This is a genomic window from Pantoea dispersa, assembly GCF_014155765.1.
GTDB classification, from domain to species: domain Bacteria; phylum Pseudomonadota; class Gammaproteobacteria; order Enterobacterales; family Enterobacteriaceae; genus Pantoea; species Pantoea dispersa.
In genome coordinates, this window is sequence record NZ_SCKT01000004.1 from 210039 (window position 1) to 226910 (window position 16872).

12 protein-coding genes are annotated in these 16872 nt (G+C 60.1%); 2 read left to right on the forward strand and 10 right to left on the reverse strand.

The window, feature by feature from the left end:
- Nucleotide 1 precedes the first annotated feature (1 nt).
- Genes rsmA through lptD form a run of 4 tightly spaced genes read right to left on the reverse strand, consistent with a single transcriptional unit; the run spans nucleotide 2 to nucleotide 5535 of the window.
- Nucleotides 2-826, reverse strand: a complete 825-nt coding sequence (gene rsmA, locus H7K56_RS14245) for a 16S rRNA (adenine(1518)-N(6)/adenine(1519)-N(6))-dimethyltransferase RsmA (protein WP_021507587.1) — start codon at nucleotides 824-826, stop codon at nucleotides 2-4.
- Entirely contained in the window at nucleotides 819-1811 is a 993-nt protein-coding gene (pdxA, locus tag H7K56_RS14250) for a 4-hydroxythreonine-4-phosphate dehydrogenase PdxA (protein ID WP_059010320.1), read from the reverse strand. The genes rsmA and pdxA overlap by 8 nt, the downstream gene beginning before the upstream one ends.
- Complete coding sequence (gene surA / locus H7K56_RS14255) at nucleotides 1801-3096, reverse strand: peptidylprolyl isomerase SurA (protein ID WP_031279707.1); 1296 nt, start codon at nucleotides 3094-3096, stop codon at nucleotides 1801-1803. Before surA ends, pdxA begins: the two co-directional genes overlap by 11 nt.
- A 54-nt stretch (nucleotides 3097-3150) precedes the next feature.
- Nucleotides 3151-5535: an LPS assembly protein LptD gene (gene lptD / locus H7K56_RS14260; RefSeq protein ID WP_249042719.1), complete on the reverse strand. Its 2385-nt coding sequence runs from the start codon at nucleotides 5533-5535 to the stop codon at nucleotides 3151-3153.
- 182 nt (nucleotides 5536-5717) lie between these two features.
- Here lptD and djlA point away from each other — a divergent pair, with 182 nt between their 5' ends.
- Entirely contained in the window at nucleotides 5718-6530 is an 813-nt protein-coding gene (gene djlA / locus H7K56_RS14265; protein ID WP_021312869.1) for a co-chaperone DjlA, read from the forward strand.
- A 14-nt stretch (nucleotides 6531-6544) separates the two neighbouring features.
- On the opposite strand, the gene rluA is transcribed toward djlA, so the two are convergent.
- The 3 genes from rluA to polB all read right to left on the reverse strand — a co-directional run bounded on the left by rluA (nucleotide 6545) and on the right by polB (nucleotide 12644).
- Complete coding sequence (gene rluA / locus H7K56_RS14270) at nucleotides 6545-7204, reverse strand: bifunctional tRNA pseudouridine(32) synthase/23S rRNA pseudouridine(746) synthase RluA (RefSeq protein ID WP_150360683.1); 660 nt, start codon at nucleotides 7202-7204, stop codon at nucleotides 6545-6547.
- Nucleotides 7205-7225: 21 nt separating this feature from the next.
- Nucleotides 7226-10132 (reverse strand): RNA polymerase-associated protein RapA, encoded by a 2907-nt coding sequence (gene rapA / locus H7K56_RS14275; RefSeq protein ID WP_150360684.1) that lies wholly within the window; start codon nucleotides 10130-10132, stop codon nucleotides 7226-7228.
- 151 nt (nucleotides 10133-10283) lie between these two features.
- Nucleotides 10284-12644 (reverse strand): DNA polymerase II, encoded by a 2361-nt coding sequence (polB, locus tag H7K56_RS14280; RefSeq protein WP_150360685.1) that lies wholly within the window; start codon nucleotides 12642-12644, stop codon nucleotides 10284-10286.
- Between the two features lie 168 nt (nucleotides 12645-12812).
- Between polB and H7K56_RS14285 the strand changes: the two genes are divergently transcribed.
- A complete protein-coding gene (locus H7K56_RS14285) occupies nucleotides 12813-13577 on the forward strand; it encodes a DedA family protein (protein WP_021507580.1) in 765 nt (254 codons plus the stop codon).
- Here H7K56_RS14285 and thiQ read toward each other — a convergent pair.
- From thiQ to thiB, 3 genes are read right to left on the reverse strand one after another with little or no spacing between them, the layout of a single operon-like run.
- Nucleotides 13574-14275 (reverse strand): thiamine ABC transporter ATP-binding protein ThiQ, encoded by a 702-nt coding sequence (thiQ, locus tag H7K56_RS14290; protein WP_058774834.1) that lies wholly within the window; start codon nucleotides 14273-14275, stop codon nucleotides 13574-13576. The two genes, H7K56_RS14285 and thiQ, sit on opposite strands and share 4 nt — an antisense overlap.
- Nucleotides 14259-15869, reverse strand: a complete 1611-nt coding sequence (gene thiP / locus H7K56_RS14295) for a thiamine/thiamine pyrophosphate ABC transporter permease ThiP (RefSeq protein WP_150360686.1) — start codon at nucleotides 15867-15869, stop codon at nucleotides 14259-14261. The genes thiQ and thiP overlap by 17 nt, the downstream gene beginning before the upstream one ends.
- Entirely contained in the window at nucleotides 15845-16831 is a 987-nt protein-coding gene (gene thiB / locus H7K56_RS14300; protein ID WP_150360687.1) for a thiamine ABC transporter substrate binding subunit, read from the reverse strand. The genes thiP and thiB overlap by 25 nt, the downstream gene beginning before the upstream one ends.
- Nucleotides 16832-16872: the final 41 nt, after the last annotated feature.

Here is a 16872-nt window from a genome sequence, read left to right on the forward strand (position 1 = left end):
CTCAGTTCTCCGCAGATTCAGCCTGATGATTGCCCAGCCAGTTTGCCAGCTGGCAATACTGCGCCACGGTGACATTTTCTGCCCGCAGCGAGGCGTCGATGTTGAGTTCATCCAGCGCACCGGCCGTGAACAGGTGTCCCAGGCTGTTACGCAGGGTTTTGCGTCGCTGACCAAACGCTTCGGTGGTGATACGGCTCAGTAAACGCACATCGCTGACCGGATACGGTGGCTGGGTAAAGGGCACCAGACGCACTACCGCCGAATCCACTTTCGGTGGCGGGGTGAACGATTGTGGTGGCACTTCCAGCACCGGAATCACCTGACAATAATATTGCGCCATCACGCTGAGACGCCCGTAAGCTTTGCTGCCCGGGCCGGCTACCAGACGGTTAACCACCTCTTTCTGCAGCATGAAGTGCATATCTTTAATCGAACCAGTATAGCTGAAAAGGTGGAACATCAGCGGCGTCGAGATGTTGTACGGCAGGTTGCCAAACACGCGCAGCGGCTGACCCTGCTCCTTCGACAGCGCGGAGAAGTCGAAGGTCATCGCATCCTGCTGATAAATCGTCAGCTTAGGGCCGAGGAACGGATGCGTCTGCAAACGCGCGGCAAGGTCGCGGTCCAGCTCGACGACAGTCAGCGCATCAAGACGCTCGCCCACCGGCTCGGTTAACGCACCCAGCCCTGGGCCAATCTCCACCATGGCTTCACCCTTTTGCGGATGAATAGCGGAGACGATGCTGTCGATAATGTACTGATCGTTCAGGAAGTTCTGCCCGAAACGTTTACGGGCGTAGTGCCCCTGATGGACGCGATTATTCATTACTGCTCTTGATCATAGTGATGGCGAGGTTAAGCGCCGTAATAAAGCTGCCCGGCTCTGCGCTGCCCAGACCGGCGAGTTCCAGCGCGGTGCCGTGGTCAACAGAGGTACGGATAAATGGCAGGCCGAGGGTGATATTCACCGCGCGACCAAATCCCTGAAATTTTAGCACCGGCAGGCCCTGGTCGTGATACATCGCCAGCACCGCATCGGCATGCTGCAGATATTTCGGCTGAAACAGCGTATCGGCCGGTAACGGACCGGTGAGCTGCAGGCCCTGCTGACGCAGTTCGTCGAGCGCCGGAATGATGGTATCGATCTCTTCCCGGCCCATGTGACCGCTTTCGCCGGCATGCGGGTTGAGGCCGCAGACAAAGATATGCGGCTGCGGAATGCCAAACTTACGCTGCAAATCCTGATGCAGGATGGTGATGACTTCATGCAGGCTGTCACGGGTGATGGCGTCCGCGACATCTTTCAGCGGCAGATGCGTGGTGGCCAGCGCCACGCGCAACGCTTCGGTCGCCAGCATCATCACCACGCGATCGCCACCGGCGCGCTCAGCAAAGAACTCGGTGTGGCCGGTGAAGGGGATGCCGGCGTCATTGATCACGCCTTTGTGTACCGGACCGGTCACCAGCGCGGCAAACTCGCCGCTGAGGCAGCCGTCGCAGGCGCGGGCCAGCGTCTCCAGTACGTAATGACCGTTGGCGACCGTCAGTTCGCCGGCAGTCACCGGCTGCGCCGTCGCGATGGGCAGCAGCGTCAGCGTACCGGCCTGCTGCGGCTGCGGTGCCACGCCGGGCTGATAGTCACGCAGCGTCAGCGGCAAACCCAGTTGAGCCGCGCGCTGGCGCAGCACGTCGCCATCTGCGCACACCACCAGCTCAACCGGCCAGTCACGCTGAGCCAGCGCAACGGCGAGATCGGGACCAATCCCGGCGGGTTCGCCGGGCGTGATCGCCACACGATAATTACTGACCATTGCCATCCAGAATCTTCACGTAAGCACTGGCGCGCTGTTCCTGCATCCAGGTTTGCGCTTCTTCGGCAAACTTACGGTTGAACAGCAGACGGTACGCGCGCTCTTTCTGCGCGGCATCGGTTTTATCCACCTGGCGGGTATCCAGCAGCTGAATCAGGTGCCAGCCGAAGGAGGAGTGCACCGGCGCACTGACCTGGCCTTTCTGCAGCTTCAGCAGCGCATCACGGAACGCCGGATCGTAGATTTCCGGTGACGCCCAGCCGAGGTCGCCGCCCTGGTTCGCGGAACCCGGATCGTCGGAGAACTGTTTCGCGGCAGCGGCGAAGGTGGTTTTGCCACTCTTGATGTCTGCGGCGATCTGTTCAATCTTCTGACGTGCCTGATCGTCGGTAAGGATCGGTGACGGCTTCAGCAGAATGTGGCGGGCATGCACCTCGGTAACCGAGATGTTTTTGCTCTCACCGCGCAGGTCGTTCACTTTCAGGATATGGAAGCCAACGCCGGAGCGGATTGGGCCGACGATGTCGCCTTTCTTCGCGCTGCTCAGCGCCTGCGAGAACAGCGTTGGCAGCTCTTCAATTTTGCCCCAGCCCATGTTGCCGCCTTTCAGCGCCTGCGGATCGGCAGAGTAGGTCACGGCCAGTTTACCGAAATCGGCACCGCCTTTCAGTTCACCCACCAGCTGACGCGCCAGCGCTTCCTGGTCATCAACCTGCTGCTGGGTTGGATTTTCCGGCAGCGGCAGCAGAATCTGACTGATGTTAAGTTCGGTGCCCTGGGTATTCTGCGAGCCAATCTGCTTAGCCAGCGTATCCACTTCCTGCGGCAGAATGGTGACACGACGGCGCACTTCATTGTTACGCACTTCAGAGATCAGCATCTCTTTGCGGATCTGCGCGCGATAATCGTTGTAGTTCATCCCGTCATAGGCCAGACGGCTGCGCAGCTGATCAACGCTCATGCGGTTCTGCGCGGCGATGTTCTGGATCGCCTGATCCAGTTGCTGATCGCTCACCTGCAGACCGGCTTTTTCGCCCATCTGCAGAATGATGGCATCCATGACCTGGCGTTCAAGGATCTGATGACGCAGGGTTTTGTCATCCGGCAGCTGCTGACCAGCCTGCTGCGCCTGTGACTTCACCGTGCGCAGCATGTTGTCTACGTCACTTTCCAGCACCACGCCGTTGTTCACGACTGCGGCAACTTTATCGACCATCTGTGGGGCTGCGAACGCAGTGTTAGCGGTGATCGCCACACCAAGAATCAGCATTCTCCAGTTCTTCATACTTTATCCATTGTTGTTTCCGCACTGCGGGATAGCCTGTCAAATATCACAACATCAGAAAGCGCGCTGATAAGGGATGATGCCCTGACGCAGCATTTCATTGGTGCCTAAGCCATAGTTAGAACTCAGACCACGCAGCTCAATGTTGAATGAGATTTGGTTGTCATACTTGCTGTCGTTGTTTTCCCAACCGTTGATCTTGCGTTCGTAACCCAGACGAATGGCGTAGCAGCAGGAGCTGTACTGCAGACCGACTAGCTGCTCGGCCGGACGGCTGTTACGGGTGTCATAGTAGTAACCCCCCACCAGCGACCAGGCATCGGCAATCGGCCAGCTGGCCGTGGCGCCCACCTGCGAGATACCGTTTTTGTAGATCTTCTGGTAGCTAGGGTTGTCAATCAAACCTGAACCACTTAAAGCCTGCGCCACATACTCCGGGCTGCTGTAGCGGTAGCTCAGCTGCACCATACGGTCGGCATCACGACGGTATTCCACAATGGCATTGCCCTGGGAAACGTTGTCCAGCCGCGTATCGTATTGCAAGCCACCGCGCACGCCCCAGCGATCGCTGACTTTCCAGTAAGTATCACCCGCCCACACCAGGCTACCGGTATCATCTTCTTTATTCGTCTGGTTTACGCCGGTACGAGACGGGGTAAACGAGTAGATTTGACCCACGGAAACGTTAAAACGTTCAACCAGATCGTTATCATAAATACGCGTGGTCACGCCGGTCGCCACTTCGTTAGACGAAGCGATACGATCGAGGCCGCTGTAGGTGCGATCGCGGAACAGGCCGGTGTAATCGGTCTGCAGCAGCGTGGAGTCGTACGGATAGATGTTGCTCTGGTTGCGGTACGGGATATACAGGTACTGCACGCGCGGTTCCAGCGTCTGGGTGTAGCCTTCGGCCCAGTCCATATTGCGGTCAAATACCAGGCGACCATCTACCTTGAACTGCGGCAGGGTGCGGTTGACCGACTCTTTCAGCTGATTGGTGCGGGTGGTATCGATATTTTCGTTGTAGTAGTTAACGTTATCCTGCTGGTAATGCGTCGCCAGCAGCTTTGCCTCGGTATCCAGACTGGCCCAGCCGTTGGACAGCGGCAGGTTGAGCGTTGGCTCGATGTGCAAACGTGTCGCTTCCGGCATTCGGTTACTGACGTTAGTGAACTTCACCGCCTGCGCATAGATGCGACCGTCAAACGGCCCGATATCGTTCTGGTACAGATTGACATCCAGCTGCGGCATCGCCCGATACACGTTCTGGCTGCTGGTATTACCAAACACCTGGAAGTCTTTGCTGGACAGCGTCGCATCCCAGTTGGTGTCAGCGTAGCCTACGCTGAATTTCTGCGTGGCGTAGCCGTCAGTCGAGCTGTAGTACTTCGAATCAAGATCGTTGAAGTAATAAGGATCGCTGACTTTGGTGTAGTCGGCGTTGAAGCGCCAGTGCTGATCGTAGACGCCGGAGTGACGCCAGTAGAACAGCCAGCGGTCGTCGTTGCTGTCGTTCTGCACCGACGGTCGCGCGGCTTTATCTTTGTTGTACTGATTGTCAGACGGCAGATAGTCCAGCTCTAACAGGCCGGCACCAAACTGCGTCAGGTAGCGGAACTCGTTCTGCAACTGCAGACCGCGCTTGCTCATGTAGTGCGGCGTAATGGTGGCATCGGCCTGAGGCGCGATGTTCCAGTAGTACGGCAGCATGAATTCGAAGCCGTTGTTGCTGCCATATTTCGCGTTGGGGATCAGGAAGCCGGAGCGGCGGCGGTCGCCAATCGGCAGCTGCAGATACGGGCTGTAAAACACCGGCACGTTGCCGAGCTTGAAGCGCGCATTCCAGATCTCCGCCACTTCTTCTTCACGGTCCTGAATCACTTCCGAACCGACCACGCTCCAGCTGTTGGAACCCGGCAGACAGGAGGTAAAGCTGCCGTTTTCCAGAATGGTATAGCGGTTATTACCGCGCAGTTTCATCTGGTCAGCATAACCGCGACCCTGACGGCCGACCATCTGATAATTACCGTTCCACACGTTGGTGTCTTTGGTGTTCAGATTGGACCAGGCTTTCGGACCTTTCAGGATGACCTGGTTGTCGTCATAGTGCACATTACCCAGCGCATCGACGGTACGCACCGGCGTCGTTTGTCCGTCCTGCTGACGCTGATGCAGCTGCATCTCGTCGGCAACCAGACGGCTGTTCCCCTGCTGCACATCAACATTACCGGTGAACACCGCGTCGTTCGGATAGTTCCCTTTTGCTGAGTCAGAGTTGATGGTTACCGGCAGCGAATTCGCGTCGCCACTGACCAGCGGACGGTTGTAGCTCGGCACGCCCAGCATACACTGCGACATCAGATCGTCGGCCAGTGCATGCTGACTATAAAGCGCTGCACCAATCATGGTAGCCAGCAGGGTAGGTATACGTTTTTTCATACGCGGTTTCGATAATTCCATGAAAACTGGCATCATGCCGACAATCCGGACAGAGACTAACGTACCGCCCGGCGTTGCGCCAGTGTTAATCCTGCTCTGCCTGCGTTGCCGTTAGGCGCGGAGATAAATGACAGGTATGATAATGCAATTTTCAGCCGCAAGCATGGCGAATTGAGGAGTTTATGCGCTACTGGGGAAAAGTTATTGGTCTGGCTCTCGGCTTACTTTCCGGAGCAGGCTTTTGGGGCATCGTACTGGGTCTGATCATTGGTCATCTGTTTGACAAAGTGCGCAGCGTAAAAGGACAGGGCTACTTCGCCAACAATCAGGCGCGTCAGACGCTGTTCTTCAGCACCACGTTCCAGGTGATGGGCCATCTGACCAAGTCGAAAGGGCGCGTCACCGAAGCGGATATCCAGATTGCCTCTTTATTTATGGATCGCATGCAGCTGCATGGCGAGGCACGTACCGCGGCGCAGCGTGCGTTTCGTGAAGGTAAGCAGAGCGAATATCCGTTACGTAACAAACTGCGCGAGCTGCGCAGCGCCTGCTTTGGCCGTTTCGACCTGATTCGGATGTTTCTGGAAATTCAAATCCAGGCGGCGTTTGCTGATGGTTCGCTACATCCCAACGAGCGTCAGGTGCTGTACGTTATCGCGGAAGAGCTGGGGATTTCCCGCGCGCAGTTCGATCAGTTCCTGCGCATGATGGAGGGCGGTCAGCAGTTTGGTGGCGGTTCGTCGTATGGCGGCGGCGCTTATCAGCAGGCGAAACGTGGCCCTACGCTGGAAGATGCCTGCAGCGTGCTGGGGGTGAAAAGCAGCGACGACAGCACCACCATCAAGCGCGCTTACCGCAAGCTGATGGCCGAGCACCATCCGGATAAGCTGGTGGCGAAAGGTCTGCCGCCGGAGATGATGGAGATGGCGAAGCAGAAAGCGCAGGAGATTCAGGCCGCGTACGACCTGATTCGCAAAGAGAAGGGCTTTAAATAAGGGGCGGCGGCCCCTTAAAAATCAGCCGGCTGGCGAAACGTCATGCTGTTGCCAAACGCCGGATGGGTAATGGTCAGCGATTCGGCGTGCAGCTGCAGGCGTGGCGCCATGGCTAACGCCTCGGGATGGGCATAGAAGCGATCGCCGAGAATCGGATGCCCCAGCGCCAGCAGATGCACGCGCAGCTGGTGTGAACGGCCGGTGATCGGCTTCAGCTGCACCCGCGCGCTGTTATCGGTGTCATACGCCAGCACCTGATACTCCGTCTGCGCCGGCTTACCCAGCTCCACACTCACCATCTGCTTCGGCCGGTTAGGCCAGTCGCAAATCAGCGGCAGATCGATCATGCCCTGTTCCGCCGCCGGATGTCCCCAGACGCGCGCCACGTACTGCTTCGCGGGCTCGCGCTCGCGAAACTGCCGCTTCAGCTCGCGCTCGGCCGCCTTGGTCAGCGCCACCACAATCACACCGCTGGTGGCCATATCGAGCCGGTGCACCGACTCCGCCTGCGGAAAATCAGGCTGGATGCGCGTCATCACGCTGTCCTTGTGCTCCTCAAGGCGGCCAGGCACCGACAGCAAACCGCTCGGCTTGTTAACCACCATGATGTGCTCGTCCTGATACAGAATATGCAGCCAGGGGTCGAGCGGCGGATTGTAGGGTTCCATCAGCATGATTCAGCGCGGCCTCAGCGATTATTGGTGTGTCACAACGATCAGACGCAGCGCATCCAGCCGCCAGCCGGCCTCACCGAGGCTGGCCAGCACCTGCTCGCGGTTGCTCTCCAGCGCATCAACCTCATCATCACGGATGTTGGGGTTGACCGCTTTCAGCGCTTCAAGGCGCGACAGCTCGGCGCTCAGCTTCTCATCGGCTTCGGCTTTGGCCGCCGCAATCAGCGCCTGCGCTTCCGGCACGATGACTTTTTCCGCCTGCGTCAGGATGTGATGCACATCCTGCTGCACCGCGTTCACCAGCTTGCTGCCGGTATGGCGATTGACTGCGTTGAGCTGACGGTTAAAGCTTTCGAACTCCACCTTGCCGGCGAGATTATTTCCGGCGCGATCCATCAGCAGGCGGACCGGCGTGGGCGGCAGGAAGCGGGTAAGCTGCAGGTGCTTCGGCGCCTGTGCTTCGACCACATAGATCATCTCTACCAGCAGCGTGCCGACCGGCAGCGCCTTGTTCTTCAGCAGCGACAGCGCACAGCTGCCGGTATCGCCGGAGAGAATCAGGTCGAGGCCGTTGCGAATCAGCGGATGTTCCCAGGTAATGAACTGGGTATCTTCGCGTGACAGCGCCTGGTTACGATTAAAGGTTACGGTGCAGCCATCTTCCGGCAGGCCGGGGAAATCCGGCACCAGCATGTGGTCCGACGGCGTCAGGACGATCAGGTTATCGCTGCGATCTTCCTGGTTGATACCGACGATATCAAACAGGTTGAGCGCAAAGTTCACCAGCTCGGTGTCGTTATCCTGCTCGCCGATGGCATCGGCCAGCGCCTGCGCGGCTTCGCCACCGTTCGAGTTCAGCTCCAGCAGGCGGTCGCGCCCCTGCTCCAGCTGCGCCTTCAGGGTGTCATGCTGTTTGCGGCTCTGGGCGATAAAGTCGTCCAGCCCCTGCGGATTGTCCGGTGCGGCCAGATACTCAATCAGCTGCGGGTAGGCGCTGTCGTAGATGGTGCGGCCGGTCGGGCAGGTGTGCTCAAATGCGTCCAGCCCTTCGTGATACCAGCGCAGCAGCACTGCCTGGGCGGTTTTCTCCAGCCACGGCACCAGAATCTGGATGTCATGCAGCTGGCCGATACGATCGAGACGGCCGATACGCTGCTCGAGCAGATCCGGGTTAAACGGTAAATCGAACATCACCAGCCGGCTGGCGAACTGGAAGTTACGCCCTTCCGAGCCGATCTCCGAACACAGCAGCACCTGGGCGCCATCTTCCTGCGAAGCGAAGAAGGCGGCCGCGCGGTCGCGTTCGATAATTGATAGCCCTTCATGGAACACCGCGGCGCGGATGCCTTCGCGCTCGCGCAGCACCTGCTCCAGCTGCAGCGCAGTGGCGGCTTTGGCGCAAATCACCAGCACTTTCTCTTTACGGTTGCTGGTGAGGTAGCCCATCAGCCACTCAACGCGCGGGTCGAAGTTCCACCAGGTGCCGCTGTCGCCTTCAAATTCCTGATAAATCTGCTCGGGATACAGCATGTCGCGCGCGCGCTCTTCCGCCGTTTTGCGCGCCGCCATAATGCCGGAGACTTTAATCGCCGTCTGATACTGCGCCGGCAGCGGCAGGCGAATCTGATGCAGTTCGCGTTTCGGGAAACCCTTCACGCCGTTACGCGTGTTACGGAACAGCACGCGGCTGGTGCCGTGGCGATCCATCAGCATCGAAATCAGCTCTTTGCGCGCGTCGTCTTTGCCGTCGCGATCGCTGTTCGCCACCTGCAGCAGCGGCTCGATGTCCTGCTCGCCGACCAGGTCGTTGATCAGGTTCATCTCCTCTTTGGTGATGGCGTGATCGGCAAGCAGCGTACTGACGGCGTCAGCCACCGGGCGGTAGTGCTGCTGTTCGGCCACGAACTGCGCGAAATCGTGGAAACGATTCGGGTCCAGCAGACGCAGACGGGCAAAGTGGCTCTCCATGCCGAGCTGTTCCGGCGTCGCGGTCAGCAGCAGCACGCCGGCGGTCTTTTCCGCCAGCTGTTCGATAACCTGATATTCGCGGCTCGGCGCGGCTTCGCTCCACGCCAGATGGTGCGCTTCGTCGACCACCAGCAGATCCCAGTCAGCTTCGGCCAGCAGCTCCAGCCGCTGTTTGTTGCGGCGGACAAAATCCAGCGAGCAGATAATCAGCTGCTCGGTATCAAATGGGTTGTCGCTGTCGTGCTGCGCTTCGGTGTAGCGATCGTCGTCAAACAGGGCAAAGCGCAGGTTGAAGCGGCGCAGCATTTCCACCAGCCACTGGTGCTGCAGGGTTTCCGGCACCACGATCAGCACGCGCTCGGCGCGTCCGGCCAGCAGCTGCTGCTGGATAATCATCCCGGCTTCAATGGTTTTACCGAGGCCGACTTCATCGGCCAGCAGCACGCGCGGCGCATGACGGCGACCGACGTCATGCGCGATGTGCAGCTGGTGCGGAATCAGGTTGGTGCGCATGCCGCGCAGGCCGCTGATCGGCAGGCGATACTGTTCGCTCTGGTATTTGCGTGCGCGGAAGCGCAGGGCGAAGCGATCCATGCGGTCCAGCTGGCCGGCAAACAGGCGATCCTGTGGCTTGCTGAACACCAGTTTGCTGTCGAGCATCACTTCGCGCAGCACCACGTTGCTTTCGTCGGTATCAAGACGCGTGCCGATGTAAGTCACTAAATCGTTTTCGTTGCGGACTTCATCAACCTGCATCTGCCAGCCTTCGTGGCTGGTGACGGTATCACCCGGATTAAAAATCACGCGGGTGACCGGAGAATCATTACGGGCATAGAGGCGGTTTTCGCCGGTGGCGGGAAACATCAGTGTGACCATGCGCGTATCCAGCGCCACGACTGTCCCCAGTCCCAGCTCACTTTCCGTATCACTAATCCAGCGTTGACCCAGTGTAAAAACCATATATTTTTTGCTCGATTCTCTAAAAGATAGAAAGACGTTCGCCTGCTCTCAGACAATACCCCACCGCCAGACAGTTATCTGGTCAGCTGGTGCACGCGGTGAGAATCAGGAAGGGCGCTATGGTACTGGATGGCAGGGCATTCGTCACCTGTCAAAAAAGCCCCAGTTGCCCGGTGATCAGTGTAGCAAAGTCATCACCGACAAACGGTAAAATCCCCTCGGCGATCGGCTGTAGCTGTTTGCTGACGTAGTGATCGTAATCCAGCGGCGTGCTGCGCGCTTCCAGCGGCTCCGGCCCGGCGGTGGCCATCACGTAGCGGATTGATCCGCCGTTCTGATACTGCAGCGGACGCTGCAGTTTACGGTTATGTTCATCGGCGAGGCGCGCGGCACGCACGTGGGGTGGCACGTTGCGTTCGTAATCTTTCAGCGGCCGGCGCAGGCGCTTTTTATACACCAGCAGATCGTCCAGCTCGCCGGCCAGCAGCTGTGCCACCGTGTCGCGAATGTAGTCCTGCCAGGGTTCACCGCGGAAGATGCGGCCATACAGCGTCTGCTGGAACTGCTGCGCCAGCGGCGTCCAGTCGGTGCGCACCGATTCCAGTCCCTTAAACACCAGCCGCTCGTCGCCGTCGCGGCGAATCAGTCCGGCATAGCGCTTTTTACTGCCCTGTTCGGCGCCGCGTATGGTTGGCATCAGGAAGCGGCTGAAGTGGGTTTCATACTCCAGCTCCAGCGCGCTGTCGAGACCGTAAGTCTGCTGCAGATGCTGTTGCCACCAACGATTGACGTGCCCGGCCAGCCGCTGGCCGATCGCGGCGGCATCGGCTTCGCTGTGGGCGCTTTTCAGCCAGACAAAAGTAGAATCGGTGTCACCGTAGATCACGTCAAAACCTTCGGCTTCAATCAGCTCACGCGTTTGCTGCATGATGGCGTGACCGCGCAGGGTGATCGACGAGGCGAGGCGCGGATCGAAAAAGCGACAGGCGCTGGTGCCAAGTACGCCATAAAAAGCATTCATGATGATCTTCAGCGCCTGCGACAGCGGCTGGTTGCCGTCACGTTTGGCGGCCTCGCGCCCCTGCCAGATCTGCCCGACAATCGCCGGTAAACAGTGGGTGCGGCGCGAAAAGCGCGCGTGGCGAAAACCGGGAACCGAATCGGCGTCATCCGGATGCGCCAGGCCTTCGACCAGCCCGATCGGATCAATCAGAAAGGTACGGATGATCGACGGATAGAGGCTTTTATAATCCAGCACCAGCACCGAATCATACAGTCCGGGGCGCGAATCCATCACGTAGCCGCCAGGGCTGGCTTCCGGTGCCACTTCGCCGAGATTGGGCGCGACAAAGCCGGCGCGGTGCATTCGCGGAATATACAGGTGGCTGAACGCCGCCACCGATCCGCCGTGGCGATCCACCGCCAGGCCATTGACGGTGGCGCGCTCCAGCAAAAACGGCATGATGGCGGTGTGCTGGAAAATACGCGTAACCAGCTCACAATCCTTCAGGTTGTAGGTGGCCAGCGCCGGTTTGTCGTGGGCAAAGCGCCAGTTGATCTCTTCCATGCGCTGCCACGGATTGTTGATGGCTTTGCCTTCGCCCAGCAGCTCGCGCGACACCGCTTCCAGGCTGAATGAGGCGAAGTCCCAGAACGCCGATTTCAGCGCCTCGATACCGTCAATCACCAGCCGGCCGCTGGCCTGAGCGAAGAACACGCCGGGCTTAAAGCCGTGCTCGCGCCACTCCAGCGGCTGCTGCTGACGGCCAAGACGCAGCGGAATACCGTAGCGGTCGGCATGTTTTTGCAGCACGCGCAGGTCGAACTGCACCACGTTCCAGCCGATGATGACATCTGGATCGTGACGGGCGAACCAGGCGTTAAGCTGCTCCAGCAGCTGTGGCCGGCTGTCGAGGTAAATCAGTTCAAAATCCAGCTGGCTGGCATCACCGTTCGGCGGGCCGAGCATATACACCTGGCGCTGGCCGCAGCCCTCCAGCCCGATGCAGTACAGCTCGCCGTGCTCGGTGGTTTCGATGTCGAGCGACACCCATTTCAGCTGCGGACGGTAATCGGGATGCGGCTTGAGGCGCGCGTTGACGAGGCTGTCGCCGCGCGGCTCGCCGCTGAACCACACCGGTGCCGTGATAAAGCGCTCCATCAGGTAGCGTTCCGGCGGGCGGATATCTGCTTCATACACCGCAATGCCGTTTTCACGCAGGCGTTTTTCGATGCTTTGCAACTGCCGGTGGCTGCGGCAATAGAGTCCCAGCACCGGTCGGCGCCGGAAATCTTTCAGATTCAGCGGTTGCAGGCGCGTATGGCGCTCGTCGCGAATCAGCGCTTCGGTTTGCGCCTGGAACTCCCGGGGAATAAACGCCACTGACTCCTGCGCAGGCAGCACCAGGCGCTGCGGGCCCTGGTCGGTGGCCAGCCACAGCACCACTTCGCTGCCGGTCGGGGTATCCCGCCAGTGGCGAGTCAGCAAAAATCCTGCGCGCGGTTCGGTCACGTTAACTCCGGAGAATGAATTCATTTCAGTATATCATGGATGTTTATACAGTGTACTGCGGTGGTGCCGTCATCCGCGCGGCGCGGGCGTGCGGCAGCGCGGGGAATTGCTTGACGCTGTGGGGCTGTCTCAGGACAATCCAGCCTCTATATTCCGCAGAGGATAGTTATGGAAGCCTGGATCCAACACCTGTTTACGCAATCGCTGGAGTACGCGCTGATTGCCGTGGCGCTGGTGACCTTTCTTGAGTCGCTGGCGTTTGTCGGCCTGCTGCTGCCGGGCACGGTCCTGATGGCCAGCCTCGGCGCGCTGGTGGGCAGCGGACAAATCGGGCTCTATCCGGCGTGGGCCGCCGGGCTGGCCGGCTGTCTGATTGGCGACTGGGTGTCGTACGGCATTGGCTGGAAATTCCAGGGACCGCTGCACCGCTGGAAATACCTGCAAAAATACAAAGGGCTGCTGGATAAAACCGAGCATGCGCTGCATCAGCACAGCATGTTCACCATCCTCGTGGGGCGCTTTGTCGGACCGACGCGTCCGCTGATTCCGCTGGCGGCCGGCATGCTGGAGCTGCCGGTGCGTAAATTCCTGCCGCCGAACATTATCGGCTGCATCCTGTGGCCGCCGGCCTACCTGATGCCGGGCATTCTGGCGGGCGTGGCGATCGACGTGCCGCAGGCGGCGCAGGGCGACAGCTTCAAATGGCTGCTGCTGGCGGTGGCACTGCTGCTGTGGATCGGCGGCTGGCTGCTGTGGCGCTGGTGGCGCAGCGGCAAAAGCGTCGACTGGGCCACGCCTTATCTGCCACTGGCGCGGCTGCGCTGGCTGGCACCGCTGATGGCGCTCATCGGCGTGGGTGCCTTTATTGCGCTATTGTTCCACCCGATGATGCCGATTTTCCTGCAGCTGCTGTGGAAAGTGTTCTTCGCTTAACGCGGCTGGACGCCAAGGATGGCGGCCGCCGGGCTTTCACCGCGCAGCAGGCTGGCGGTGCTGCCATCCCAGTACACCCGACCGTCAACAATCACCAGGCTGCGTGACGCAATCTGCTGCGCATCCTCCAGACTGTGCGACACCATCAGCAGTGTGATAGTGCGCGCCTCGCACACCGCGCGCACCAGCTGCAGCATCTCGCTGCGCAGCGCCGGATCGAGTGCCGAAAACGGTTCATCCAGCAGCAGTACCGGCTGATTACGCAGCAGGCAGCGCGCCAGCGCCACGCGCTGGCGCTGACCGCCGGAGAGCTGGCCGGGCAGACGCGTCAGCATCGATTCCAGCCCGGTTTGCTCCGCAATCTGCTGTACCTGCTGCTGCTGTTCGCGCGTCAGCTTCAGGCCGGGATGCAGGCCCAGCCCCAGATTTTGCTGCACCGTCAGGTGCGGAAACAGATTGTTCTCCTGAAACAGCATCGATACCGGTCGCGCGGAAGGCACGCTGCGGGTATGGTCGACGCCATCGATCAGCAGGCTGCCCTGACTCACCGGCAGAAAGCCGCCGAGCAGGCTCAGCAGGGTACTTTTGCCCGCGCCGCTCGGGCCGAGAATGGCGAGACGTTCACCGGCCTGTGCGCTAAAGCTGAAGCGCATCGGCAGATGCTGGTAGAGATAAGTAAGGTTATTCAGTGTCAGCATGGCGACCCGGTAATTTTTCCATCAGCGTAAACAGCAGCAGGCATAACAGCAGCAGTAGCAGCGCGGTCACCGCGCCATCGGCACCGCGATAGGCGCCAATCTGCTGGAATAGATAAAACGGCAGGGTGCGGAAATCGGCGCTGCCGAACAGCGCCACCACGCCGAAATCCCCAATCGACAGCACGCAGGCAAAGGCCAGCGCCTGTGCCAGCGGACGTTTCAGCGCCCGCAGTTCAATCAGCCGCAGGCGAGTAAACCCACTGATGCCCAGCGAGGCGCACAGCTGAGCGTAGCGCGCGCTGAGATCGCGCATCGGATTTTCCAGCACTTTCATGGCGTAGGGGATGGCGATCAGCGCGTTGGTGAAGATCACCAGCGCATCGGCACGCTGCGGCAGGCCAACGGTGGCGTTGAACAGCAGAAAGAACCCGCTTGCCAGCACGATGCCCGGCATCGCCAGAATCAGCATTCCGCTGAGTTCCATGGCCTGCGCGGCGAAGCGCTGCTGACGCTGGCGCAGTTCGCGACTGCTCCACAGCAGCATCATGGTCAGCAGCACGCACAGCACACCGGCACCGAGTGCGATACGCAGCGACGTCCATGTGGCCTGCCATAGCGCGGGCTGTTGCAGCGCGCCGGCAATGCCGCCGCGTAAGCCGTCGACCAGCACCGCCGCCAGCGGTGGCAGCAGTAACAGCAGCGCCAGCGTAATCAGCAGCGTATCCGCGACGCGTGCGTGCCAGGAATCCTGCGGATCGCGCCAGCCGCGCACCGTCTGGCTACCGGCCGGAATCGCTTTACTGAAGCGCTGGCTGAGCAGCACCAGCAGCAGACAGCAGCCGAGCTGCAACAATGCCAGCAGCGCGGCGCGGCCGGGATCGTAATCAAAGCTAAGCGCCTGATAAATGGCCAGCTCCAGCGTGGTAGCCTGCGGACCGCCGCCCAGTGCCAGCACGGTGGCAAAACTGGCGAAGCACAGCATAAAGATCAGCGCCGCCGTTGGCAGCAGCGGACGGCGCAGCCACGGCCACTCCAGCAGGCGAAACAGCGACCAGCCGCGCAGACCGAGCTGCGCCGCCAGCTGGCGCTGCTCGCCGGGAATGCTCTCCAGCGCCTGCAGCAGCATGCGCGTTGCCAGCGGCAGATTAAAGAACACGTGCGCCAGCAAAATGCCCTGCAGGCCGTAGGGCGAGAAGTGATAGTCGATACCGACTGTGGCACACAGCTGCGCCAGCCAGCCGCTGCGCCCATAGACGCTCAGCAGACCGAATACGGCGACCAGCACCGGCAGCACCAGCGTCATGGCGCACAGGCGCAGCAGCAGGGTGCGGCCGGTAAAGCGGCGGCGATAGAGCGCGCGGGCCAGCAGAATGGCCGGCAGCACCGAAAGCAGCGCTGACAGCAGCGCCTGCTCAAAGGAGAACGCCAGCACATGGTGCAGATAGCTATCGCTGAGCAGCGCGCGCCAGTCGGTGGCCGGCGCGGCGAGCAGCAGGGCACCGAGCGCCAGCAGCGCGACCGCACACAATAGCAGTGCGCTAAGCGCTCCGGGCAGCAGCCAGCCGGGCATCAGCGGCTGACGGCGTGCTGCCACGCGCTAATCCACGCCGCGCGATGGTCAGCCACCTCTGTCGGGGTGTATTGCAGCGCATTCGCGGGCACCGGTAACGCCTGATAACCGGCGGGTAAATCGCTTTTAATTACCGGATACATCCAGTTGCCGGTGGGAATGGTGCGCTGAAACGCTGGCGACACCATAAACTGCATGAACTGCTGCGCCAGCTGCGGCTGTTTGCTGCTGGCGAGCTGCGCGCCCACTTCTACCTGCAGATAGTGACCTTCGCTGAACGGCGCGGCGGCGTAGTTATCCTTTTTCTCTTCAATGATGTGGTAAGCCGGCGAGGTGGTGTAGCTCAGCACCAGATCGCTTTCGCCTTTGAGGAACAGACCATAAGCTTCGCTCCAGCCTTTGGTGACGGTCACGGTTTTGCTGGCCAGCTTCTGCCAGGCCGCCGGCGCTTCATCGCCGTACACTTTCTGCATCCACAGCAGCAGACCGAGCCCCGGCGTGCTGGTACGCGGATCTTCATAAATCACCCGCCATTTTTCCGGGCTTTCGATCAGCTCCTTCAGGCTGTGCGGCGGATTCTTCAGCTTGTTTTTGTCGTAAACGAACGCGAAGTAGCCGTAATCAAACGGGATAAAAGTGTCATTGTGCCAGCCGTCCGGCAGTTGTAGCCCGCGGGTATCTACCGTGCTTTTGCTGAACAGGCCGGTTTTTTCCGCCGCCTGTATCAGGTTATTGTCCAGCCCCAATACCACGTCGGCCTTGCTGTTCTTTCCTTCCATGCGCAGGCGATTAAGCAGCGATACGCCATCCTCCAGCGCCACATAGTTCAGCTCACAGCCGCACCGGGCCTCAAAGGCTTTTTTCACTGCCGGACCGGGGCCCCAGTCGGCGGCGAACGAGTCGTAGGTATACACGGTGAGGACGGGTTTGGCCGCCAGAGCCGGCGCAGCGATCAGCAGCAACAGGGGCAGAACTTTATTTAACACTTTGCGTTCCTTAAGGAGAAGGTAAGGTTGCGTCGCAAAGG

Excerpts from the sequence above, each read along its gene's own strand:
- rsmA (WP_021507587.1), bottom strand. The coding sequence starts at position 826 with ATGAATAATCGCGTCCATCAGGGGCACTACGCCCGTAAACGTTTCGGG.
- pdxA (WP_059010320.1), bottom strand. The coding sequence starts at position 1,811 with ATGGTCAGTAATTATCGTGTGGCGATCACGCCCGGCGAACCCGCCGGG.
- surA (WP_031279707.1), bottom strand. The coding sequence starts at position 3,096 with ATGAAGAACTGGAGAATGCTGATTCTTGGTGTGGCGATCACCGCTAAC.
- lptD (WP_249042719.1), bottom strand. The coding sequence starts at position 5,535 with ATGAAAAAACGTATACCTACCCTGCTGGCTACCATGATTGGTGCAGCG.
- djlA (WP_021312869.1), top strand. The coding sequence starts at position 5,718 with ATGCGCTACTGGGGAAAAGTTATTGGTCTGGCTCTCGGCTTACTTTCC.
- rluA (WP_150360683.1), bottom strand. The coding sequence starts at position 7,204 with ATGCTGATGGAACCCTACAATCCGCCGCTCGACCCCTGGCTGCATATT.
- rapA (WP_150360684.1), bottom strand. The coding sequence starts at position 10,132 with ATGGTTTTTACACTGGGTCAACGCTGGATTAGTGATACGGAAAGTGAG.
- H7K56_RS14285 (WP_021507580.1), top strand. The coding sequence starts at position 12,813 with ATGGAAGCCTGGATCCAACACCTGTTTACGCAATCGCTGGAGTACGCG.
- thiQ (WP_058774834.1), bottom strand. The coding sequence starts at position 14,275 with ATGCTGACACTGAATAACCTTACTTATCTCTACCAGCATCTGCCGATG.